This window comes from Mycobacterium sp. NTMscope_MAC_12 (assembly GCF_976985675.1).
This window is the reverse complement of record NZ_CDRJYY010000001.1, coordinates 1,388,804-1,411,074: the sequence shown is the minus strand read 5'-3', so window position 1 is coordinate 1,411,074 and position 22,271 is coordinate 1,388,804. Positions and strand designations below refer to the sequence as shown.

Sequence of the window (22,271 nt, the reverse complement as noted above, 5' to 3'; positions counted from 1 at the left end):
CTGGAAACGCCAGGTTCACTAGCAGTCGTTCGACGGCCTCGAGTAGTCTTGAGCCAGCATGTCCCCGGGGCATCGCCGAACGCGCCATGCCATGCGGCGACGCGCTCGGCCCCTGTCGGGTTCCCTCGATGGTGCGCCACGTGGGTCATCATAGGGATGGGAGCCGAGCGGATACAACCTAGATGAATCGTCTGTTTTGAACCTAGAATAAACCGCGGCCGAAAGCCGCAGGGCCGCGTGGCCTCGGCTCGGTGCTTCAAATTGCAAGCCAAATGGAGGAAGTGATGTCGCCAACGCCCCCAAAGCGAGTTCTGCGGGGACCGAACCCCTTCGGGGTTCTCGGCGAATACGATCTCCTCCATCCGGTTCAGCACGACGTTTCCGACTGGAGCGAGACCATGTACTTCCACATCTGGTCACCCGCGGAGGGCGTCGGGTTATTCGTCCACATCGGGAGATGGCCCGGAGATCTCGATCTGTGGTGGGGACAGGTCATCGCGATGCTGCCCAACGGAGAGCTGCTCGCAGACCGCTCCTGGGGGCGAGCGGCCGACGGCCGGGGGCCGGCGACCGGAAACGTGAAGGTGACGTGTGTTGAGCCGCTGAAGAAGTGGAAAGTCACCTTCGACGGTGCTGGAGAACCGACCACCAGGGCCCGGATGGCGGTGGGACCGGTCGGCGCCGGTAGGGCCACCGCATTTCGTTTCGACGTCGAGCTGGACGCTGCGGCCCCCGTGTGGGATATGCACGCCGCCTTGGGTTTTGAGAATCTCAGTTGGGCGGCGTTTCATCACACCCAGGGCTTTCGGTGCCAGGGGTCACTGAGCGTCGAGGGGGACCGCCAATGGTCGCTGGACGGCGTCGCGCATCGCGATCACTCCAGCGGCCCGCGGCACTTAGCCGACTTCGGTGGGCTGAACTTCTTCGTCGCGGTATTCCCTGACTGCGGGCGAGTCGCCAACGGTCTGGTGAACTGGCGGCGCGAAGGCCAGGTCGACATCCGGATCTCCACCGTGCAGCAGGACGAAGTGTGCACGATCGGTACCGACCTGACGATCACGGGTCTGAGCGACCTGGCCACGCACGAACCGCACCACCTGACGCTGACCGTCGGTGTCGACCCGCCAGAGGTATACACCGCGGAGTTCCTTCACGGCTACACGCTGACGCTGCTGGAACCGAACGTGAACGTCAACGGAGCTGCCATGGAGGAGGAACACGACCCACTGCTCGTGACACAGGGCGCAATGAAATTCACGGCCCCCGACGGCCAGGTGGGATGGGGCGTCGTCGAACGGGACTACCGGCGCTCGTTCCTGCCGTCTCCCGAGGCGCGCTGACTGCGGCGAGTCGGCCGCGGAGTCGGCCTGCCCTTGCGGCCGGTCGGAGCTCGATCGATCGAACCGTACGTCACGGGGTGCCGTTTGGATTGGACGAGTGATTCCACGAAAGTTGTTGCGCGCAAACGGATTTAGCGTGGCCAGCAGAACACGGGCGTCTCAGAACGCGCTCAGCGCGTCCGTGTCCTCGATCGCGGTTCCGACGCGTTCGACCAGGGTCCGCGCAAGGTCGGCGGGCTGGGTGTCGGGCATCCAGGCCGGGGCGCCGAGCACGGTGGCCCAACAGAAGAACGGGTACATCAGGCTGCGGCGGTAGAGATTCCAGGCATCGGCGAACCCAGGAGGGTCCCCACCGGCTTCGCGGAGCCGCTCGAGGTAGAAGACGAGGAGATCCCGCTCCCAGTTCCTCCGGTCCTCGATCGTCAGTGCAGTCGAGATGACGTCGGCGACGTCGTACGCGAAGCCGCCCTGCATCACCACTTGCCAGTCTGCAAGAGCGACCGCGCCATCACGGGTGCGGTACGTGTTGCCGACGTGTGCGTCGCCGTGCAGGAGGGTCGGTGGTCCGCCGTGACTCAACTCTCGCATGGACGATGCGAGGGCAGTCCACAGTTCGTCTTGTCTGCTACGCAGGGCCGAGGGAAATCCATCCGTGCGTTGAACGCCGATCCGGCTCCGCTTGCGGGCGTTCAAGAACACGTCAATGTTTGCAAAGTGATCTTCGGGCCGCTTCAACGGGCTCGCCGCGACGGCTGGATGCCCCCAATACTGGCCGTGATACGCCGCCATGGTGGCGAGAAGCGATTCGATCGCGGCCCGGTCGAACGTCGTCGTGGCGTGGCAGAACTTGGCGCCGCGTGTCGCAACGATGTCTTCGATGACCGTTGCACACGCCCACGACCGACGATCCACGGCGCCGAAGTATCCGTGCGGGCACTCGAACTCGGCGAGCCGTCGCAATCGGCCGTAGAACTCGGCCTCACCGTCGAGGATGCGAATGAGACCAGCGAAGAGTCGCTGCCGCGTGGTCGCCATCAGCTTGACGAACACATCAGCAGGGGGGCCGCCGGGGCGATCCTCGGAGTACGAGATGTTCAGTGCAGCGCGGGACGTCGTCTGAGAAGTCATATCGTGGGCCGTGTACGAGGTCACCCGCAACCCGGGATGATCGCGGCACAAGACGGCGGTCAGCCATTCTTCGTTGATCGCCGATATGGTCCCGGGCACGTCCTCGACACGACGAATCCGCTTCGGCCGAACGTGCTCAGATAACCGGGCCGACGCCGTGAGGCCAGCACGACCCACGGCGCGACCGATCGACGCCGCCCGAGCGTCAACCATGCTTCCGCACTTCTGATCCGGCAACCTGGGCCACGTCGAGTCGGGCCATCGTGGCGAGCGACCGGCTCACACCCGCGAGCGCGACGATCATCGACTTACCGTCGCGAGCACACGATTCAGCCATTGGGCGCCAAGTCGCGGCGCCGGCGAACGCTCGCATGGGATGGCGACACCGGTGCCCCAGCGGGCGCGACCAGCAACCTACCTAAGAGCGCGACCGTGCTCGCGATGCCGCCCACGACCGTGAGCGCGGCTAGGTGGACCAAGAGCGTCGAAGGATTCTCGAGGCCGTGTCGCACGGACAGGTAGACGATGCCCGAACCGAACAACCCCGCAGCAAAGGCTATCGGGACGAGTGGGATCAAGGACAGGTAACCCCAGCCCTTGAGCAGCGGCACTAAGCGATATACGAGGATGCCGCTGACGAGGGCCGACATCGCATTCGTGAACCCCAGGAAAATCGGGTATCCGAAGACGACGAATGGCTGGCTGTCTTGATACTCGTACACCCGCAGGATGCTGACGTAGGTCATCTCCGCGGCGATTGCCATCACAACGATGAATCCGTACATCTGCCATACCGAGCGCATCGTCGGCCGACGCTTGAGGTATCGAGCGATGTAGACGGTGGCCCCTCCGTAGAAGGTCAGGTACGCCGCCGGGAGCCACACAGGCTGCGAGCTTCCAAAGGTGGTGTAGAGGTGCCACTGGCCCTGTTCACGAAACCACAGACCGTATAAGTGATCGAAAAGTGGCTCCATCAAACAGCCAAGCGTGCCGCTCACAGCGACGCACAGAGGCCAGATCGTCCGCTCGCGCCGGCTCAAAGTCACGATCCATACCAACACGAACAAGCCCAAGCCCCACGTCAATCCGGTGGCCACCCACTGCCCCACCTCGTTGACGGGAGAATCCATTCCATGCGTTTCTACTGGGGCCATCGATGACATCAACAGGCTCCTCACAATTTATTCCACATTAGAAAGCAATGTTTCCAGCATACGACTACCTATGGCGAGCCCACCAGAGTTTTGCCGGATCCGGAGACGACCGGGCACGTTATTCACCAGCGCGGTGGGCGGTGAAGGCTGTCGAGCGATTCGAGGTCCACCATTGCTTGGGCCGTCCGTTGCACCACCTGCCGTACGTGAGCGTCCGGCTGGAGCTTCGAAACCCTTCCCACGAGGAAGGTGTAGGTCCAATAGATGAAGCCGCGAAACATTTGTTGCCGATAAGCCAAGAATGCCTCGTCGACGCTGGGAGGCCGACCACCGTTGAGGCTTAGCTGGTCGACGTAAAGTCCGATCAGGTCGCGTTCCCAGTCGCGGCGATCTTCGACGTCGAGCCCAGCGCTAAGCGCATAGCTCAAGTCGAGTGCCCACCCGCCGGTACCGATTCCTTGCCAGTCGTAAAGGTGCAGTGAACCGTCGGGGAGGGTGAACCAGTTATTCGGGTGAACGTCTTGATGCAGCAGCGTGAGCGGCCCGCTCACGCTGTACTCCAGGGAACGCATCAGCCCGCTGCGGATCTCGGATTGCCGGGCGTGCAACTCTGCAGGTATGAGGTCGGACAACATGCGCATGCCGACCAACGCACCGCGATCGAAGCCGATCCGAGCATTGAACATGCGCTGCCAGTCGTCGGAACGCATCAGCTTCCACTCGCCGGCCAAGCGCGCGTCTTCCCACATCGTCCCGTGCACGCGCGCGAGCTCGGCGATCATCGACTCAGCCGCATCGCGTGTCACCTTCAACTGGGTGGCATCGGCGAAGGTGGCGCCGCGCGTTGCGGCGATGTCCTCGGTCAAGACCATGGACCGACAGGTCCGCGGATCCCACGCACCGTGATATCCCGCCGGCGCCCCGATGTCCAGGTGTGATCGGATCTTGCCGTAGAACAAGGCCTCCGCGCCCGCGGCTCCGGTCACCCCGACGAGCAGACGATTGAGAAGCGATGGCGTCGACTTCGAGTACACGTCGCGCGGCAGTCCCGCCTCGACGCCAGCTTGATTCCAGTGCACCGTAATCGCTCTTCGAGTGCTAGTGCCCGCCGATCCCTCCCCGAGTTCGAAGGCGTTGACTGTCGCGCCTGGGGTGCCGTCCGTCAGAACGGCCGTGAGCCATTCCGCAGTCAATTGCTCGACGGCCGCAGGGACTTGGTCAGCGCGCGTCACCGGGTCACGTCCACGGATGCGCTCGTCGGCCGATACCGCCGTGAGCCATAGCGCCTGGGCCGCCACCTTCATTTGATCCACGATCATCTCGTTCGACTTTCCTCGTTGATTGCCACCGATCTGCGGAGCAGGAACCGGATCCACGCGTCGTCCGCCCCAGTAGTCGGCAACGCAGACCTCGGGTAGCCTTCGGGGTCGTCTCATCAGTCCAAAGAACCAACGGCATCGAGATCGTCGATGGCCGCCGCCGTGCGACGGACGACTGCCAGGCACGTGTCGACGGGTTGCATCTTTGGTTGGTATGGTGCCCGACCAATCGTGAAAGCCCAAGCGGTGTATGGCCAGAACGACTGCTGCCGGTAATTCAGCATGGCGGCATCGAACCCGATCGTTGGGCCGCCGGCTTCCTGCAACGTCTGCACGTATCGGCGGAGCAAGTCCTCTTGCCAGAGCCGACGGTCCTCCGGCTCGCAACCAGAGTTCACGAGGTAGGCGAAATCGAACGCCCAGCCACCCTGCAGGACTGCCTGCCAGTCCCCCAAACCCATCTTGCCCGAAGAGGTGACATAGGTTTGGCCCGCGTGCGCGTCACCGTGCAGCAATGTGCGTGGCATGCAGTGACTACTGAGATCCATCGACCGAACCGTTGCTTCGAAGAGTCGATCGCTCTGCCCGAGGAGACGCCGGGGTATGACGCGCTTCGCGCGTTCCATGCCCACGTGGCAGCGCTTCTTGATGTCCAGGAACACCCGTGTCTTCGCCAGGTAGTCGGCGGGTGTCTTGAGCCCCAGAATGTCGGGATCACCCCACAGAGGAGCGTGCAATCGGGCGAGTTCGTCTACCAGATCGGCGATTTGCGCGTAGGTGAAGCCCGTCGTCGGCGTGAGGAAGCGAACTCCCTTCGTCGCGGTGACGTCCTCCATGATGGTGATCGACCGCCACGACACGGGGTCCACTCGACCCCAGTAGCCCATGGGTGCCTCAATCTCCGCCTTTGGCCGGAGTCGGGTGTAGAACTGGCTCTCCCCGTTAATCGCTCCAGCGCCGCCCAGTGTCATGCGTTGACGAAAGTGTTTGGTGGACTTGGTGAACAACGCCGTGGGCAGATCAGCTGCAGATCCATTGGCGTCGTATTGGACCCGTAAGGCAAGGCGCTCAGACGTTCCGCTACTTCCATGCGCAGTGCTGAACGACACGACTCTGGCACCCGGCGTGTCGTGACAAAGCACCGCCGTTAGCCAGTCGACGTTGAGGTCCGCACCCGAAGTCGGGACGTGCTCGGATGTGCTCAGTGGGGGTGGTCGGAACTTCTCGACCAGACTATGCACACCGACCACGGCCGCCTTCTTGGCCAGTCGGAGCTTGGGATTCATTGGCACGTGGGATTATGAGCGGCCGGGGAGGGGGTCGTTTTGGCCGCTGGTGTAGGGATCGGCATTCAGTTCGGCACGCCGACGCTCCTGGAACAGCCGGTGGGTCAGGGCGCCGAGCCGGCCGCCCTTGTCTTCGAGACGGAACTGCTTGAGCATGGTGCGGGCGGCATTTTGGCCGGGCATGCCACTGATGCCGGCCACCGGGTGGGTGCCCGAGCCGGTGAGGAACAGGCCCTCGACCGGGGTGGTGTAGCCGGCGAACCCGACGACGGGTTTGTTGGGTCCGAAGCGGCTGATGGTGGGGTCGACGTGGTAGACCGAGCCGTCGATGGCCCAGAATCGTTCCTCGATGTCGGGCAATACCAGCGGGCGGACGGCGACTTGCAGGTCTTCGACGCCCTTGTAGTACTGGTCGGCGTCCTTGATGATGCTGTCGGTGATCTTCTTGCGAGCCACGTCCCAGCCGTCCACGGGGAACGACGGGGTCAGCCCGGTCCAAAACCACCACAGGTCCTTGCCCTGGGGTGACATCGACGGGTCGAAGGCGTTGGTCACCTGCGCCAAACCGGGAATCGCGTCGGGCACTTGGCCGCGCACGCACGCCTTGGCGGCGTCCTTGGCCTCTTCGTAGGTGTGGTAGCAGTTGCACGCCAGGCGCATGTCGATGCCATCGCCGCGCCACTTCTCATGCTTGGACATGTCGATGCGCCCAGACAGCGCCACGTTGACCTTCGCATCGGCGATCCCGCGCTTGCGGGTCGGGATGTGATCGGCGGCGTTTTGCTTCTTGTGGTCCAGGATGCCGCGCGGCAGCAACCGGGTCAGCGTGGTCTTGGGGCTGCACGCGGTCAGAACCCCGCGGCGGGCGTGGACCTCTACCCCGCCGCGGATCCGCACGCCGGTGCACCGGTTGTTGGTGACAATAAGTTCTTCGACCGGGGAGTTGGTGACGACCTGGCCGCCGTTGTCGCGGATCACCGAGATCAAGGCCTTAGGTAGGGATCCGGTGCCGCCGTGAAACATCGCCACGCCGTACTTGGATAGCACGCCCAGGTAAATCAGCGACCAGCCCGACATGTCGGCATCGAAGGGCATGAACGGCAGCGACGAGAGCAGCGGCGCCCGAATCATGTCGTGCTCGAAGCTCTCCTCGACCGCCTCGGTCTGCGAGCTGGCCATCCACCGCCCGATCGCGGAGAGTTGCTTGCGGTTCTTAGCCACTCCCTTGGCGGCCTTGAGGATCGCCGAGATGTCGGGCGCGACCACGTTGGTCTGCATCATCGGCAGACCGATCTCCACCGCGGCGTCGATCACCTCGTAAAGCTCGATGAGCGCGCGTGCGTCCTTCTTGGAGAAATACTCCAACTCCGCGGCGGTCTTGCGCGGATCACGCCACAACCCCAACGACGCACCATCGGCCGACAATTGGAAGTGCGCCGGATCGATCACCGTTTGCCGCAACCCATATCGGGTCGCCAACTCCAAGTCGGCGTTGATTGTCGTAGTCCGGAACAACGACGCCTGAATCGAGGCCTCGTTGATCGTGTATTCCGGCGCCTCCGGGGCAAATGAATTCGTCGAGGTCATCCCACCGGCGGTCGGCGATGCCTCCACGACCAGGACGTCCAAACCCGCCTTGGCAAGGTATGCAGCGGCAACGAGACCGTTGTGGCCAGATCCCACCACCACCACATCAGCGACACGGGGCAGTTCATCCTTCATGGCAGATCCTTCCGTCTTGGGCAGCGCGAGAGCGCTCACGGCGGAGATCGCAGATCTCCGGGGGTGATCGGGCGAGTCGTGGCAGCACACGAATCGATGCTTCGCATGCCGTCGGTTGCGCGTCGCGCGGTTGACGAGGCTCTCGACATCGCAACCGCAACGACTAGACACACTGTATGCGGCGTGAGGTATGGAACACAATGGGCAATTCTTTTGACGTGATTCACCTGGCCGCCCGCGCAACGTCGGCGCGCGCTCCCATCGGGATTTCCCTGCATCAAACAGCCTTTGAGCTCGAGGGCGAAGGACGACGGCGTCGAACGTCGCTCCGCGGTTTCGTGGGCGTCGAAGGTCGTGGTAGCAGTCGTGACGCATGACCCACCCCGGGGCCGGGTGGAACCGTGCCTCGCCTCACGGTCCCGAGCGCCGCGATCGTCTCCTGGTGCGACCGTGTGCTTGGCGTGAAGTGGCGCTGTGAGCAGCGGCGCATGGTTATCATCGGCGTCGTGAGAGCTCAACCGTCGAGTTCGCGACGGCGTGCGGAACTCGTCGTCAAGCGAAATCCCACTGCGGCCGCAAAGTTTCAGCGCCGGCTTGCAGACGCGATCGAGCGATTGGTCGACGACGAGACGAGCTACGGCGAATTGAGCGTCGATCAGCTCATCGGCGAGGCGGGTGTCGCGCGCTCGACATTCTACAAATACTTCGGCGACAAGAGCGGCTTGCTCTCCAGTCTCGTCGGTGCCGTACGGGACGACTTCCTGCACGCTGCCACTTCGTGGCTCGCAATGACAGCTGGCGGCACCAGGGCGGAGTACGAAGAATCGTTTCGAATCATCTTCGGCGCCTATCGATCACATCGGGTCGTCATGCGGTGCATCGTCGAACAGTCGACACAGGATGACGTCATCGGAGCGCACTTTCGGGAAATGATGGCCGTCTTCGTCGCCGCCGTGGAGCATCACGTCCGGGAGGGGCAACGTACTGGCGTCATCGCCGCAACCCGTTCGGCGAGCGATCTCGCCATCTGGCTGACCTGGATGTTGGAGTACGGGCAGATGCAGCTGATCGGACCTGCCGACGAGCGGACCGTCGAGAAGTACACCGCCGCAGTCACCGACATCGTGTGGCGAACCTTGTACACGTCGCCAGTCCACGGTGTGCGGTGACGAGGCCAGAACGGCGCCGTCTTCCCACCCGGTCGGCCCGCCGGGCCGATGCGTTGCGCGCCCTCGCCGGCGCGGCGGGGGCTCTCGTCGCCGAGGGGAGCACATTCGCCGATCTCAGCGTGGATCGGCTCTCTCGCCGCGCGGGCATGTCGCGTGCAAGCTTTTACCTCTACTTCGAGGACAAGGGTGAGCTCGTTCGTGGATGGCACCACGCCCTCGACGCCCGCCTCGACGACGTGCTCGCCGAATGGTGGGAAGCGACGAGGCCGGGCGCCGACCTGATTTTAAGGGTCCTGACCGACCTCGCCTCGGTGCACCGCGACGAGCACGTCGTGGTGAACGCGATCCAAGACCTAGGCGCGCGCAGTCCCCTGCTGCGCCGTACCCGGGACGATGCGTTCCAGCGTCGCGCCACCGCCCTCCGCAGACACATGGTGCGCGGCCAGCGAGCTGGATGGGTTGACGCAGAACTCGCAGCCGCCACGACGGCGCCGTGGCTCGTGGCCATGGTCGATCGCGTCATGCAGCAGGTGGTGCCCAATCAGGCCATCGACGCGTCGTTGTTGGAAACCGGTACCGAAATCATTTGGAAGACTTTGTATTCCTCGTAGCGGTCCACCCAATCACGTCATGCGGGCAGCGACCCCGGTGGCCGATGCAACGCGTCTTCGTGACGACGTAGCGTTCACCCTCGTCGAGTAACACGCTGGCGCCCGTGGCTCGCGCGTTTACTCCGCGCATGATCGATCGAAGGTCTGGCGCGGTGGCCATCTTCTTATCCCTGGCCGGCATCCTGAGTCCCCCTGTGAACTTCGCAGCATACGGCGCCAGTAAGGCAGCCACACCTCGAAACGCGCACGCACTGCACTACGAGATTGCGAGAGTGGGGATTTCGGTGACCGCGCTGGACAGGGCCGGTAGACACCGAATTCGGCGTCAGCTCGGGACTGGAGGCGACATGGTTGCCATGCCGAGTCGCTTCAAGGCCACCCGGCGATTGCGTGGCGGTCATCTGGGATGCCCTCGAGCGCGGCGAGGCCATATCCAACGCCTCCGTCCGCGCTGCGGGGCCCGTCACAGGCCCGACGCGCGTTGCTGCCGACTGATGCGACGATTCTCACCTGTGGCCGGTGACCCACTCGGTCTCCGCCCCGGGTGGATCGAAGCCCTGGAGCGACACGAGGACCACCGACGCGGGGTTGGTGCGGGCATCGGATCGTCGAGCGACCCAAGGCCCTGGTCCATTAGCTCGAGCGCCACACGCATCATGACGATGAAAGGCGGGCCCGGACCGTTCACTCCTTCCGTAACCCTTCATCGATTTCTATTTCGTGTTAGAATCAACGAAACCAGCGGGCTAGCAGGCCCGTACGCCCCGGACGATGTCGGTCGTGAAGCATAGCGAGCCATCGGAGGGCGTTGGCGCGAGGAATCGAGGCTTACGTTCGAGCGCACGTCAGCCGGCGCCTCGGGGACGGACCGTCGGTCTCGGGGGGCGCGTGACGACGCCAGCGGTTCGCGCCGCACCATGACCGAACTGGAGACGGCTTGACTACGCCCAAGGCACCCCCTGGATCGCAGAATCTGCGCGAGGTCTCGGGTCAGGAGTCGCTCGTGGGAGGTCGGGTCCGACCGCATGCGTTATTCCGCGGCGACGCTCCCGCTCAGAGCGATCCCCCGCCATCGCTTCCGGGGTGGCCGCCCGCCACGGTCGTCGACCTCCGCTCGGTGTCCGAGTACGTCGGTCCGCACCCGCTGACCGAGTTCGGCGCCACCATCCATCGAGTGCCACTGTCCAAGAAGCTCAACGTTCTCGACTTCGACGCCGACGACATCTTGAAGCATGGCGGACTGGCTGGGCTCTACGAGTACACGATCGACGGGGCGGAGCAGGCCATCGTGGAGGCCGTCGACGTCGTCGCGAAGTCCGAACATCCCGTTCTCGTGCACTGCACCTTGGGCAAGGACCGGACTGGAATCGTCGTGGCGACGATCCTCGGCGCGATCGGGGTGTCCGTCGCCGGAATCATCGCCGACTACGTCGAGACCGGCCCGAACGTCCACCGGATCCTCGCGCGCCTGGCTGCGCTCGATTCGCCTGCAGCGGTGCGTATTCAAGATCTTGCCGGCACCTACCCGGAAGCGCTCGAGGCGAGCGCCGAGGCCATCGAGGCCGTGCTTCGGCTCCATGCCGAAGCTGGTGGGGCCGATCGGTGGCTGCTCGCGCACGGCATGACCACCGACTCACTGGCGCAACTGCGCGCCCGACTTCTCACATCATCTAACGGAGAGGAAAATCCATGATCGAGCTCCGATCGGTTCGCGGAGCCCGGGCCCTGGCGCTGATTGTCGCGATCAGGCTCGGTGCCGGTCTTGCGGCGGTCACGGCACCACGCGTCGTGTTGAAGGCTCTAAGGAGCCAAGACTCGGCGGCCCTCCTCGTGACCCAGCTGTTCGGTGCGCGACAGGTTAGCTACGCACTGCTTGTCCTGCTCACCCGAGGAAGAGCCCGACATAGAGTCGCTCACGTGGGAATCGTCACCGATCTCGTCGACTCCTACGTCGCAGCGAGCGCAATCCGCCGAGACGAAGCGGTGCTCCCGAAGATCGTGATGGCCTCGATCAGTCTCGTCGCGGCGCTGCTGGGTGTCGCCTCACAGGCCCCCGCCCCCGGCGATTCGCGGGCGCGAGTTGACCCGGCGGCGGAGCAGCCGGGTGGGACGCCCTGACGTGGCCGGCCCAGGGCATCGCACGGGCGGACCGTTCTTCGACGATCTCTCCCCGGGCATGGTGTTCGATTCGGCGCCCGCCATGACGCTGAGTAGCGGCGCAGCAGCAGTCCATCAATCGATCCTTGGCGACCGACTGCGATTGCCGCTCGACGAAACGCTCAGCCGTGCCGTCACTGGATCGGCGTCGGCGATAGCCCACCCAGGCTACGTGTGCGACGTCGCCATTGGACAGTCGACTCTGGCCACGCAACGGGTGAAGGCCAATCTCTTCTACCGCGGCCTCGCCTTCCACCGATTCCCCGTCCTCGGTGACACGCTGTGCACCCGAACCGAAGTCGTCGGACTTAAACAGAACGCCACGAGGTCGGACCGCGCCGCAACCGGGCTGGCTGCGCTTCGCATCACCACCGTCGATCAGCACGGACGGCTCGTCCTTGACTTCCATCGCTGTGCGATGCTGCCGCTGAGCAGCAATGCGGTCGACACGGGATACGACGATGACATGAACGGGATCGGAAGCGCCGGCGCTTCGACGTCCACTGCCACCGCGGAATGGGACGACGACGCGTTCCGAACCAGAGTGCCCGGACCACGCTTCGACGAGGCCCTGGCAGGCAGGACGTGGCGCAGCACTGCAGACGTGGTCAGCGGCGCCCCAGAACTCGCTCGAATCACGCTCAACATCGCTGCCGTACATCATGATTCGCGAATGAGCGGGACTCGCCTGGTTTACGGAGGACACACGATCGGGTTGGCACTCGCCCAGGTGTCGCGGACGCTGCCCAACATCGTCACGGTATTGGGCTGGACGTCTTGCGACCACACCGGGCCGGTGCACGAAGGCGACACCCTTTACAGCGACATCTCCGTGGAGTCCGCGCGACCTCGCGCCGACGGCCGCGGCGGAGTGCTCAGCTTGCGGTCAGTGGTCTACGCGGTGAGTCAGGAGCAAGACCGTCGCGTTTTGGACTGGCGTTTCGACGCATTGCACTTTTAAGGTGTGCCCGTTCAGGACCGAGTGCCGAACGGCTCCAAATGAACTCTGCGGACCAACATTCGGTCTTGACAAGGCGGGCAGATCACTGTGAAATTGATTCTCAATTAAAAATATCGCGCAGAATTGACTGTCCTGCGAGTGTCGACGTGCGCCGCGCAATTCGAAGAAAGCAGCCCGGATGGCTTCTCCCTCGGTGTCATCGGACGCCTTGATCGCTCAGGCGCGCACTCCATGCTGACACGACACGACCATCAGCGCAGGTGGCGCACGATAATGGTGCGGCCCAATTCCCCAGAACAGGTTGCGCCGCGTGATGTTTCGGGCCGACGCCGCAACTACCGTCCGATGACGACGAGCGACGAAGTGCGCTTCGCCTGGGCGCTGGCGACCGTCACCGAGTCAGTATTGACGAGCCAGGAACGAACCTGGTTGTGCGTGACGCTGGGGGCAGGTGATTCCGCCCAGGCGGTCGAGGAACTGCTCACGGTCATCGCTGATCGCGGAATCGCATTGACCGATGACCTTGTCGATTCGGCGGCTGATTGGCTCGGGGGTTTTGCGGGCACCACCGCCGAGCCGCGGTTGAAGTCGCTCGTCGCCGGACTGACGATAAAGCATCCGCAGTAGCCCTGCGCTCGACGACTGGCGATGCCTTAGTCCATCCAGACCCGTGATCAGGCCCTGCCCTCGGCGTCCGTGGCCGACGGTGTCAGCGGCGCTCCGTCGGTCCAGACGAAGCTCAGGACCATCTTCTCGACCATCCAACGGCCGTCGACGCGTACCCACTCGTGGTCATACCACCCGCCGATATCCGCGTGCTGGCTTGGGTCCGCCGTGTCCGTCACGTGAATCGCCTGGAGATAAGCGCGAGACCGAGCGCGGTCACCGTCGATCGTCACGGCATGGTTGGGGATGGTGTGATGAGTTGCCGCGAAGGGAGCCATCAAATTCTCCGCGTAGCGCGGATACTCGCGCGCCGGGAAGCTCCCCAAGGGAGACTCGACCACTCCATCGGTGACGAAGAGTTCGGCGATGCTTGCCCAATCCCGCGCGTCCGCGCTCAAGGCGTAGGACGTGAGGAGATCGCCGATCTGCGCGCGAGCGAGCAACCATCGGAGCTGAGCGTCGGGTGTCGACGGTGGCGTCTGCGGCATGTCGTCATTCCCTCTTCTCTTGGGACTTGGCGGTGCGGGGTCTCGTTACGCGACGCGAACTGGCTCGTAGACGATCGGCACCGAGCCGACCGCATGGAAGAACGTATGCGGAATGATCGACGGGTCGCCGTCGAACCTCAGGCCCCGGAGGCGTTCGATCAAGATGGGCAATCCGATGCCGAGCTCGAGCCGCGCAAGGCCCGCGCCGAGGCAGAAGTGTCTACCGCCACCGCCGAACGACATGTGGCGCGGATCTTTTCGGCGGATGTCGAATCGGTCGGGGTCGGCGTGGATTTCGGGATCGCGGTTGGCCGAACACAACCACATCGCGATGCGCTCACCCCCGCGCAGAGTGCGCTGGCCGATGGTGACGTCCTTGGTGACGGTACGGGCTTGATAGACGTTGGGCGTCCAGTAGCGCAGGACTTCCTCGACGGCGTTGCCGGTGAGGCTCGGATCCTCGCGCAACAGTTCGAACTCGGAGGGATGCTCGAGGAGCAACCAAATCGCCGCGGCGAGCGTTGTGCGCACCGTCTCATTCCCGGCCACCATGAGTTCGGCGAACGAGACGAGCAACTCGTTGTCGGTCAATCGTTGACCGTCGACCTCCGCATGAATCAGCTTGGAAATCAGGTCGTCCTTGGGGTCGGCGCGGCGCGACGCGATGAACGCGACCAGGTACGCGCGCATCTCGTTCATGGCCGTCATCAGCTCGCCAGCCGAGTCCTCACTGCCCTGGAGTTGGCCGATGGCGTTGGACCACCGCAGCAGGTCGTGCTGGTCCTCCCCTGGGACGCCAAGCATCTCGGCGATGACGAGCAGTGGATATGGCGCGGTGACGTCGGCGACGAGGTCACACCGACCCCGTTCCTGCACGCGATCCAACAGCCCGTTGAGCACCGCGGTGATCGCAGCGGTCTGACCAATCACGGTGCGCGGTGTGAAGACCTTGTGGACGATCGCTCGGCGCGCAGTATGATGCGGCGGATCTTGGCTCACCATCATCAACTTCTGAAGATCACCGAGCGCCGCGGTACCGGGAATGGTCGACCCACCGGTGGAGGAGAACGTGTCGGTGTCCTTGCTCGCCATCGCACAGTCTTCCCACCGCGTGAGCGACCAGAAGGACTCGCCTACGAAGCCAACGGGGTTCAAGTGCACCGGATCCCGTTCGCGCAGGGCGCTGAACACCTCGAACGGCGGGCCACTGCGAAAGTGCTCGGGATCGCTCAGATCGGTGTCGATCAAGTCGTTCATGTTGTCGTTTCCCAACTTCGACTGCTCCAACGGTCGGCGCAGTTCGAGTCATCCGCTGCCAACCTTCATCCCAAGAATACTCAAAATTGATTAAAATAGATTAGATTTGCTGAAGTCGTGGAAGGAGTTCGCATAAATCCGCGAGTTGAATTCGCAGTCACGACAGGTCGAGTCGGCTTCAGCCGTGTCCGGGAGCGGTTAACTAATCCGCGTCCCACGACATTGCGCGATGTTCCTCAAGGTCCCGCACACGTCACGAAGGAATGGCTGACGCTCGCGTTGTGCGACGGGGTACCCGGCGCCCGCGTCACGAACTTCGAGTTCGGCAATCGCGACGACGGCGCGACGTCGCGGTGTCCTCTCGTCGTCACCTACAACGACGTCGGTCGCACGGCTGGACTGCCCGATCAGCTGTTCACGAAGTCATTGCCCACCTTCGCAACGCGGCTGTTGTCGGCGGCTGTGAACCTCAGCGAGGTCGAGGCAACCTTCTATTCGCAGCTTCGTCCTGAGTTGTCGATCGAAGCTCCGCAAGCGCGTTACGCCGCCTACGACCCGCATTCGGAGCGGTTCTTCCTGATCGTCGAAGACGTCGCCAAGGCGCGCGGCGCGACGTTCGGCACCGCTCTCGATCGTACGCTTACTCGAGGTCAGGCCGACGATCTCGTCGACCTCTTGGCCGAATTTCACGTCACCTTCTGGCAGCGCCCATTGATGTCGAGATTCGGTCATTGGCTTCGGAATTCGGTGGAATACGTCGAGCGCCTCAACGTGACCCTGCCCGCCCGCAAGCGCATCGCCGTCGGATGCGAACGCGCTCGTTCGGTCTTGTCGACGGAGTTCTTCGAACGGCGCCACGAGATCCACCCGGCATTGATGCGCGCGATGGCAAGGAACGTCGAAGGACCTCAGACGTTGCTGCACACCGACGTTCATCCTGGCAACTGGTACGTCACCGCCGAGGGGCGAATGGGTCTCTACGACTGGTCGTGTCTCACGACGGGCGGCTGGGCTCGCGACGTGGCGTACGCGCTGGCCACCCACCTACCGCCCGAGGATCGCCGAGCGTGGGAACGAAAACTGCTCGCGCGATATCTCGGGCGCTTGCAGAAGGCGGGCATCGAGACGCCAACTGACGACGAAGCATTCCTGCTTTATGGCCAGCAGATGATGCATCCCTTGCTGATGTGGCTGGGCACACTGGGTTTGAGCAAGCTGATGCCGTCTACACAGCGCGCCGACGTGACGCTGGAGACCGTGCGCCGCGCGGCGGTCGCGGCTCAAGATCTTCGCACGCTCGACACCGTATGACAGTTGACGCCGCGCGTCCGCAGCCCATGCGCGATCCGTTCCAACCGACGTCGGTGGGGCGCGGCGCCGGCTAGATCCGACGAGTCGCTAAGACGCGAGGAGTGTGTAGTCGGTGGTGCGCTGGCGGGCGGGTCGCCCGATGCCTTCGGCGATCGCGGTCAGTTCGGCGACCGTCTTGGCCGACCCGTATTCCGAGCCGGCCATCCGCGAGATGGTCTCCTCCATCAGCGTGCCGCCCAGGTCGTTGGCGCCGCCGTTGAGCATCACCTGCGTGCGCTCGACACCGAGCTTGACCCAGCTGGTCTGGATCTGGGAGATGCGGCCGTGCAACATGATTCGCGCCAGCGCGTGTACGGCTCGGTTGTCGCGGTGGGTGGGCCCGGGCCGGGCCGCGCCGGCCAGGTACAGCGGCGAGCTCTGGTGCACGAACGGCAACGGCACGAACTCGGTGAAACCGCCGGTGCGGTCCTGGATGTCGCGCAGCACGTTGAGGTGGCCGACCCAGTGCCGCGGGCTGTCCACGTGGCCGTACATCATGGTCGACGACGACCGCAGCCCCACCTCGTGCGCGGCGGTGACGATCTCGATCCACATCGAGGTCGGCAGCTTGCCCTTGGTCAGCACCCAGCGCACTTCGTCGTCGAGGATCTCGGCGGCGGTGCCGGGGATGGTGTCCAGGCCCGCTTCGCGCAAACTGGTGAGCCACTCGCGCACGCTCAACCCGCTCTTGGTCACCCCGTTGGCGATCTCCATCGGAGAGAACGCGTGCACGTGCATCGACGGCACCCGCGCCTTGACGGCGCGGACCAGGTCGGCGTAACCGGTGACGGGCAGCTCGGGGTCGATGCCGCCCTGCATGCACACCTCGGTGGCGCCTTCGACGTGCGCCTCCCAGGCGCGGTCGGCGACCTCGTCGGTGGACAGCGAATACGCGTCGGCGTCGCCCTTGCGCTGCGCGAACGCACAGAACCGGCACCCGGTGTAGCAGATGTTGGTGAAGTTGATGTTGCGGTTGACGACGAACGTCACGTCGTCACCGACCGTGTCACGGCGTAACGAATCCGCCAGTGCGGCAACGGCTTCCAGCGCGGGACCGTCGGCGGTGGCCAGTGACAGGTATTCGTTGTCGCTGCAGCCGGCGGGATCGCGTTCGGCGGAGCGCAGCGCGGCAAGCACGTCGGTGTCCAGGCGTTCTGGCGCGCTGGCGCCCTGCGCGGCGAGTTCGTGGACGTGCGCGCGGATCGATTCCCAGTCGCCGAAGGCGCTGTCGATGTCGCTGCGGGTTTCGGTGTTACGGCCCTCGCTGTCGATCGCGGCGTTGAGGTCGACCCGGCCCACCGAACCGACGTCGTCGGGCTCCTGCCACGGCAGCCCCACCGGGTTGACGTCGCGGGCCAGACCGGTGGCCGGATCGGCCAGCGCCTGCACATGTCCGGACACCCGCGGGTCGATCCAGGCCGCGCCCCCTTGCACGTATTTGGGCTGCGCGGTCAACCGCTGGACCAGCTCGTAACCGGCTTCGGCGGTGACGGCGGCCAATTCGTCCAGGGCCGGCCACGGCCGCTCCGGGTTGACGTGGTCGGGCGTCAGCGGCGAGACACCGCCCCAGTCGTCGACTCCGGCGCCGACCAGCGCCAGGCACTCCTCGCGCGAGACCAGGTTCGGCGGCGCCTGGATACGCATGCCGGGGCCGAGCACCAGCCGCGCCACCGCCACCGTCGCCAGGTAATCCTCGATGCCGGCGTCGGGAACCGCGGCCATGGCGGTGTGTTCCTTGGCCCGGAAATTCTGCACGATCACTTCTTGCACATGACCGAACTCCTTGTGCGACTTGCGAATCGCGTGCAAGGTGTCGGCGCGTTCTTCCAGTGTCTCGCCGATGCCGACCAGCAGCCCGGTGGTGAACGGAATCGACAGCCGTCCCGCGTCGGTCAACGCGCGCAACCGGACCGCCGGGTCTTTGTCCGGGCTGCCGTAGTGCGCAAGCCCTTTCGTTTCGAACAGCCGCCGCGAGGTCGTCTCGAGCATCATGCCCATCGACGGCGCCACCGGCTTGAGCCGCGCCATTTCCGACCAGCTCATCACACCGGGGTTCAAGTGCGGCAGCAACCCGGTTTCCTCGAGCACCCGGATCGCCATCGCCCGCACGTAGGACAGCGTCGAATCGTAGCCTCGTTGACCGAGCCACTCGCGCGCCCCCGGCCAGCGATCCTCGGGACGGTCCCCGAGCGTGAATAGTGCTTCCTTGCAACCAAGTTCGCCGCCACGGCGGGCGATGTCGAGTATCTCGTCGGGCTCGAGGTACATGCCGGCGCCCTCGGCGCGCAGCTTGCCCGGCACGGTGACGAACGTGCAGTAATGGCAGTTGTCGCGGCACAGGTGGGTGACCGGGATAAAGACCTTGCGGGAGTACGTGATCGGCAGCCCGCCGCCGGGGCCGCGCCGTCCGGCCGACTCCAGGCCCGCGTCACGCACCCGCGCCGCACTCGCGCACAGGTCGGCCAGATCCGCGCCGCGCGCGGTCATCGCCACCGCGGCCTCGTCGACGTTCAGCGCAACGCCATCCCGCGCCCGCCGCAACGTGCGCCGCAAGGCGGCGGGATCGACCACCTGCGGTCTAGGAACGATCGCAGGGCTGGGTAGTGGCACGGTGCGCGAGCAGTCGTTCACGAGACCCCACCTCCTATCGATCGATGCCCATCTCGCCGCTGGCCCGCCTGCGATTCCGTGCGCTTCGGGACGATGGCCTCGCGGTCCGGCAAGTGGTAAGGCGGTGTCACCGGCGGACGTTCTCGATCATGGACGCGGTCCGTTCGCCGGACATCAACTCTCGCGGCGCGAAGGCCGGCGGCAGCTCGCCGTCGTCACGCCTTAATGAGACGACAGATCTCGGCCGAGGCCTCGATGATCTCCTCCGGGACGACCGGCATGAGCATCGGCGCGAAGTCCGCCACGAGGTTGATCGTCGCACCTTGCTCGACGAATGGCTTGATCTCGGCCGCGATGTCGTCGGGCGTGCCGTAGAAGAACGTCTTGCGGACCATCTCCGGCGTCACGCGATCGGTGACGGCCTTGAAGTCGTCGAGCGTCATCGAGTTGGGCCTCATGTGCAGTGCGTAGTGCCAATCGCGGGGCATGACCGGCTCGATGCCCTCGGGGTCCCAGTCGTTCTGGTTGATGCGCCCACCGGTCGCTGCGTACCACTTGACCAAGGGGTTGTCGATGTACTGTTCGAAGTCGTCCTTGTTCTTGGTGATGAAGCAGATGTGGTGCAGGCCGAAGTGGAAGGTGTCGTCACCGCGCCCGATTGCCTTCAGGGTCTCCCGGTGGCCCTGGACGACCTTTCCGTAGGACTCCGGGTCCGCATAGACGAAGGGCGCACCAGTTCCGAAGCCGTCGGCGTACTTCAGCGCCATGTCGACGAGTCGCGGTCCCCCACCCATGGCGATGACCTCGGGCCGGCGATCCTTTGCAGCGTTGCCAATGAAAGCGTCCTTGAGGTTGAAGAACTCTCCCTCGAAGCTCACCGGTTCGCGTTCGGTCCACAACAGACGTAGCACTTGCAGCGCCTCGTTAAGCCGCTTCAAGCCCTGCGACCGCTTGCGCCCGAATGGCCCGATGTGGCGTACCTCGCCGGCGCCGAGCGACAGCAAGGCGTGGCCCTCGGTTGCGGATGCCAGGGTGAGCATCGTCTGAGCAAGTTCCGGAGCGTCGCGGCGCGTGGCGTCGGTACAGATGGCGAAGCCCAGCTGGTCAACCGCACTCATGGCGAACGACATGGTGACGAAGGGATCCTGGAGTGAGTCGATGTCCGAGAACTGCTCCGCCAACGGCGTGTTCTCGGGCGTGAAGAGCGCGTTGGGAAACCAGCTGGTGAGCTGATCCCAGATCGTCGCGTAGTCGATCTGGCCGGTCGCCTGCAGCGCCTGTGCGTACGGGCCGGCCGTCTTCGGGCTAACGTGGCGGGAGGCCCAAATCGCTATTCCGGCACGAACATTCGGCATCTATCACTCCCACGTTATGAGTCACTTCGAAGCGACTTCGAGACCTTTGACACTACGGACTTAATGACATTACATAGATAGCAGTTTGTCAATACACAATGTGTTGATGCGCGACGTGACTTACACTCCGCATGTGCCGAATCCGACCGGAACTGCCACCTCGGCGCGCGAGATCGCCCGAGGCCAGATCCTGAAGGCGGCCCGCGAGTGCTTTCGTCGGGAGGGCCTTCGGGCCACCACTATGGATGATGTCGCCAAGGCCGCCGGGGTGTCGCGCCAGACCGTGTACAAGAGCTTCGCCTCGCGTCGCGATCTCATCAATGCAGCCATCGCGGAACGGATCTCAGAGCTCGCCGACGATATTCTCGGCCAGACGTGGGGGGAGGAGTCTCTGATTGAAACATTCATCCAGCGCGCGACCGCGGTAGTGGACGCCGTGGGCAGCGACGCCGAACTGGCGCTCTTGCTCGGCGAGGATTCGCCAGTCACCCTCCACCAGGCGTTGTGGCAGCCGTCAGTACACGACCGGGGGTTTCGCGACTGGCAACCTTGGCTTCGTCAAGCGCGCAGGGAGGGTGTCGTCCGTTCCGATGTCACGGACGCAGACATCTACGAGTGGATGCAGACGGTACTCACCTCCCTCATTTTGCGACCCGACCCAGACCCCGAGCACCGTCGGGCCCTCATCGAAGTGTTCCTGGTGGATTCACTCGGACCGCGGACTGGCGGATGACCGAATCGCTTGAGGGAGAAGCTATTCGCGCCACCACGGCAAAGACGTTTTCCGAAGGGGCGAACGTGGAGTCCGTCGAACGGGACGTTTGCCAGACGGCAGGCGCGCGAAACCTGGCGGGTAGTGGTCAAACCGCGGTGTAGCCGCCGTCAACGGGAATGACCGCGCCGGTGAGGAACGTCGACTCGTCACTGGCGAGGAACACCGCGACCGAGGCAATCTCCATTGGCAGCCCCAGCCGCCCGAGCGGCGTCGTGGTCTTCGTGGTGTGCAGTAACGCTGTGAGTGCCTCGGGGTGGCGCTCCTCGAGCTCGGTGAGCATCGTGGTCTTCACCACCCCAGGGCAAATTGCGTTGCAGCGCACTCCGCTTCGGCCGTATTCGACCGCGGTCGACCGCGTTAGACCGATAACGGCGGCCTTGCTGGCGCAGTAGGCCGATAGGCCGGGGAAGGCAATGAGTCCAGCAACCGATGCGGTGTTGACGATCGATCCACAACCTTGCGAGATCATGATGGGCAGCGCGTACCGTGTGCCGCTGAAAACCGCGCGAGCATTGACGGCGAGAACCCGATCGAATTCCTCGAGCGTGTAATCAGCTAGCGCACTGAGGTTCCCGTCGATTCCGGCGTTGTTGTACAACGCGTCGAGGCGACCGAACTCGGACACCGTTCGGCTGACGAGTGCTGCGACGGCGCTGTCGTCGGCCACGTCTGTCGACACCGCGATCGCGCCGTCGCCCAACTCCGCCGCCACCGCCTCCTCCCTGCCACTGATGTCGGCGATCGCGACCAGCGCCCCCTCGGCGTGCAGGACCTGGGCGATGGCAGCTCCGATACCGCCGCCGCCGCCGGTGACGATGGCGACCTTGCCAGCCAGACGTCCATCCGTCATGCGCTCTCCTAGATCCCGTGCCGTAGATCGATCAGGCGGCCGGCGTCGGCTGGCCATCGGCCCGCCTCGCCGC

20 protein-coding genes are annotated in these 22,271 nt (G+C 64.4%); 10 read left to right on the top strand and 10 right to left on the bottom strand.

Translation table 11 applies throughout. The features are described from left to right. Positions 1-284: 284 nt before the first annotated feature. The gene (locus AC0KS4_RS06620; RefSeq protein WP_238957621.1) at positions 285-1,340 is read left to right on the top strand and encodes a hypothetical protein; all 1,056 of its coding nucleotides are present in this window, start codon (positions 285-287) and stop codon (positions 1,338-1,340) included. A 159-nt stretch (positions 1,341-1,499) separates the two neighbouring features. Here the strand turns inward: AC0KS4_RS06620 and AC0KS4_RS06615 are convergent, their stop codons facing one another. The 5 genes from AC0KS4_RS06615 to AC0KS4_RS06595 all read right to left on the bottom strand — a co-directional run bounded on the left by AC0KS4_RS06615 (position 1,500) and on the right by AC0KS4_RS06595 (position 7,949). Beyond that, positions 1,500-2,567 (bottom strand): phosphotransferase, encoded by a 1,068-nt coding sequence (locus AC0KS4_RS06615; protein WP_238957620.1) that lies wholly within the window; start codon positions 2,565-2,567, stop codon positions 1,500-1,502. Positions 2,568-2,797: 230 nt separating this feature from the next. After that, positions 2,798-3,631, bottom strand: a complete 834-nt coding sequence (locus AC0KS4_RS06610; protein ID WP_197748736.1) for a hypothetical protein — start codon at positions 3,629-3,631, stop codon at positions 2,798-2,800. A gap of 113 nt (positions 3,632-3,744) precedes the next feature. Continuing rightward, positions 3,745-4,998 carry a phosphotransferase gene (locus AC0KS4_RS06605; protein WP_014384300.1) on the bottom strand — a complete coding sequence of 418 codons (1,254 nt, stop codon included), beginning with the start codon at positions 4,996-4,998 and terminating at the stop codon, positions 3,745-3,747. A 59-nt stretch (positions 4,999-5,057) separates the two neighbouring features. Further along, complete coding sequence (locus AC0KS4_RS06600; RefSeq protein WP_041784882.1) at positions 5,058-6,227, bottom strand: phosphotransferase; 1,170 nt, start codon at positions 6,225-6,227, stop codon at positions 5,058-5,060. Between the two features lie 12 nt (positions 6,228-6,239). Next, positions 6,240-7,949, bottom strand: a complete 1,710-nt coding sequence (locus AC0KS4_RS06595) for a phytoene desaturase family protein (RefSeq protein WP_041784880.1) — start codon at positions 7,947-7,949, stop codon at positions 6,240-6,242. A gap of 614 nt (positions 7,950-8,563) precedes the next feature. On the opposite strand from AC0KS4_RS06595, the gene AC0KS4_RS06590 reads away from it, so the two are divergent. The 7 genes from AC0KS4_RS06590 (at position 8,564) to AC0KS4_RS06560 (ending at position 13,474) form a co-directional block, all read left to right on the top strand. Continuing rightward, positions 8,564-9,118, top strand: a complete 555-nt coding sequence (locus AC0KS4_RS06590) for a TetR/AcrR family transcriptional regulator (protein ID WP_238957619.1) — start codon at positions 8,564-8,566, stop codon at positions 9,116-9,118. Then, positions 9,115-9,729, top strand: coding sequence for a TetR/AcrR family transcriptional regulator (locus AC0KS4_RS06585; protein ID WP_238957617.1), 615 nt, complete (start codon positions 9,115-9,117; stop codon positions 9,727-9,729). Before AC0KS4_RS06590 ends, AC0KS4_RS06585 begins: the two co-directional genes overlap by 4 nt. Before the next feature lie 104 nt (positions 9,730-9,833). Further along, positions 9,834-10,520, top strand: a complete 687-nt coding sequence (locus tag AC0KS4_RS06580) for an SDR family NAD(P)-dependent oxidoreductase (protein WP_425326380.1) — start codon at positions 9,834-9,836, stop codon at positions 10,518-10,520. A 146-nt stretch (positions 10,521-10,666) separates the two neighbouring features. Further along, the gene (locus tag AC0KS4_RS06575) at positions 10,667-11,422 is read left to right on the top strand and encodes a tyrosine-protein phosphatase (protein ID WP_080588003.1); all 756 of its coding nucleotides are present in this window, start codon (positions 10,667-10,669) and stop codon (positions 11,420-11,422) included. A 224-nt stretch (positions 11,423-11,646) separates the two neighbouring features. Next, positions 11,647-11,847 carry a hypothetical protein gene (locus tag AC0KS4_RS06570; protein WP_014384294.1) on the top strand — a complete coding sequence of 67 codons (201 nt, stop codon included), beginning with the start codon at positions 11,647-11,649 and terminating at the stop codon, positions 11,845-11,847. A 58-nt stretch (positions 11,848-11,905) separates the two neighbouring features. Beyond that, positions 11,906-12,847 (top strand): hotdog family protein, encoded by a 942-nt coding sequence (locus tag AC0KS4_RS06565; RefSeq protein ID WP_051019770.1) that lies wholly within the window; start codon positions 11,906-11,908, stop codon positions 12,845-12,847. Positions 12,848-12,985: 138 nt separating this feature from the next. Beyond that, positions 12,986-13,474 (top strand): hypothetical protein, encoded by a 489-nt coding sequence (locus tag AC0KS4_RS06560; RefSeq protein WP_472408501.1) that lies wholly within the window; start codon positions 12,986-12,988, stop codon positions 13,472-13,474. Between the two features lie 47 nt (positions 13,475-13,521). Here the strand turns inward: AC0KS4_RS06560 and AC0KS4_RS06555 are convergent, their stop codons facing one another. Continuing rightward, a complete protein-coding gene (locus AC0KS4_RS06555) occupies positions 13,522-14,001 on the bottom strand; it encodes a nuclear transport factor 2 family protein (RefSeq protein WP_238957616.1) in 480 nt (159 codons plus the stop codon). A gap of 45 nt (positions 14,002-14,046) precedes the next feature. After that, on the bottom strand, positions 14,047-15,258 hold the full coding sequence (locus AC0KS4_RS06550) for a cytochrome P450 (RefSeq protein ID WP_238957615.1): 1,212 nt from the start codon (positions 15,256-15,258) through the stop codon (positions 14,047-14,049). Between the two features lie 222 nt (positions 15,259-15,480). On the opposite strand from AC0KS4_RS06550, the gene AC0KS4_RS06545 reads away from it, so the two are divergent. Further along, complete coding sequence (locus tag AC0KS4_RS06545; protein ID WP_238957613.1) at positions 15,481-16,569, top strand: aminoglycoside phosphotransferase family protein; 1,089 nt, start codon at positions 15,481-15,483, stop codon at positions 16,567-16,569. A gap of 87 nt (positions 16,570-16,656) precedes the next feature. Here AC0KS4_RS06545 and AC0KS4_RS06540 read toward each other — a convergent pair whose 3' ends face one another. After that, the gene (locus tag AC0KS4_RS06540; protein WP_425326381.1) at positions 16,657-19,239 is read right to left on the bottom strand and encodes a bifunctional FO biosynthesis protein CofGH; all 2,583 of its coding nucleotides are present in this window, start codon (positions 19,237-19,239) and stop codon (positions 16,657-16,659) included. Between the two features lie 194 nt (positions 19,240-19,433). Beyond that, the gene (locus AC0KS4_RS06535) at positions 19,434-20,573 is read right to left on the bottom strand and encodes an LLM class flavin-dependent oxidoreductase (RefSeq protein ID WP_014384287.1); all 1,140 of its coding nucleotides are present in this window, start codon (positions 20,571-20,573) and stop codon (positions 19,434-19,436) included. A gap of 106 nt (positions 20,574-20,679) precedes the next feature. Between AC0KS4_RS06535 and AC0KS4_RS06530 the strand changes: the two genes are divergently transcribed. After that, positions 20,680-21,306: a TetR/AcrR family transcriptional regulator gene (locus tag AC0KS4_RS06530; protein WP_041785504.1), complete on the top strand. Its 627-nt coding sequence runs from the start codon at positions 20,680-20,682 to the stop codon at positions 21,304-21,306. Between the two features lie 127 nt (positions 21,307-21,433). On the opposite strand, the gene AC0KS4_RS06525 is transcribed toward AC0KS4_RS06530, so the two are convergent. After that, a complete protein-coding gene (locus tag AC0KS4_RS06525) occupies positions 21,434-22,255 on the bottom strand; it encodes an SDR family NAD(P)-dependent oxidoreductase (RefSeq protein WP_232065580.1) in 822 nt (273 codons plus the stop codon). Between the last annotated feature and the right edge of the window lie 16 nt (positions 22,256-22,271).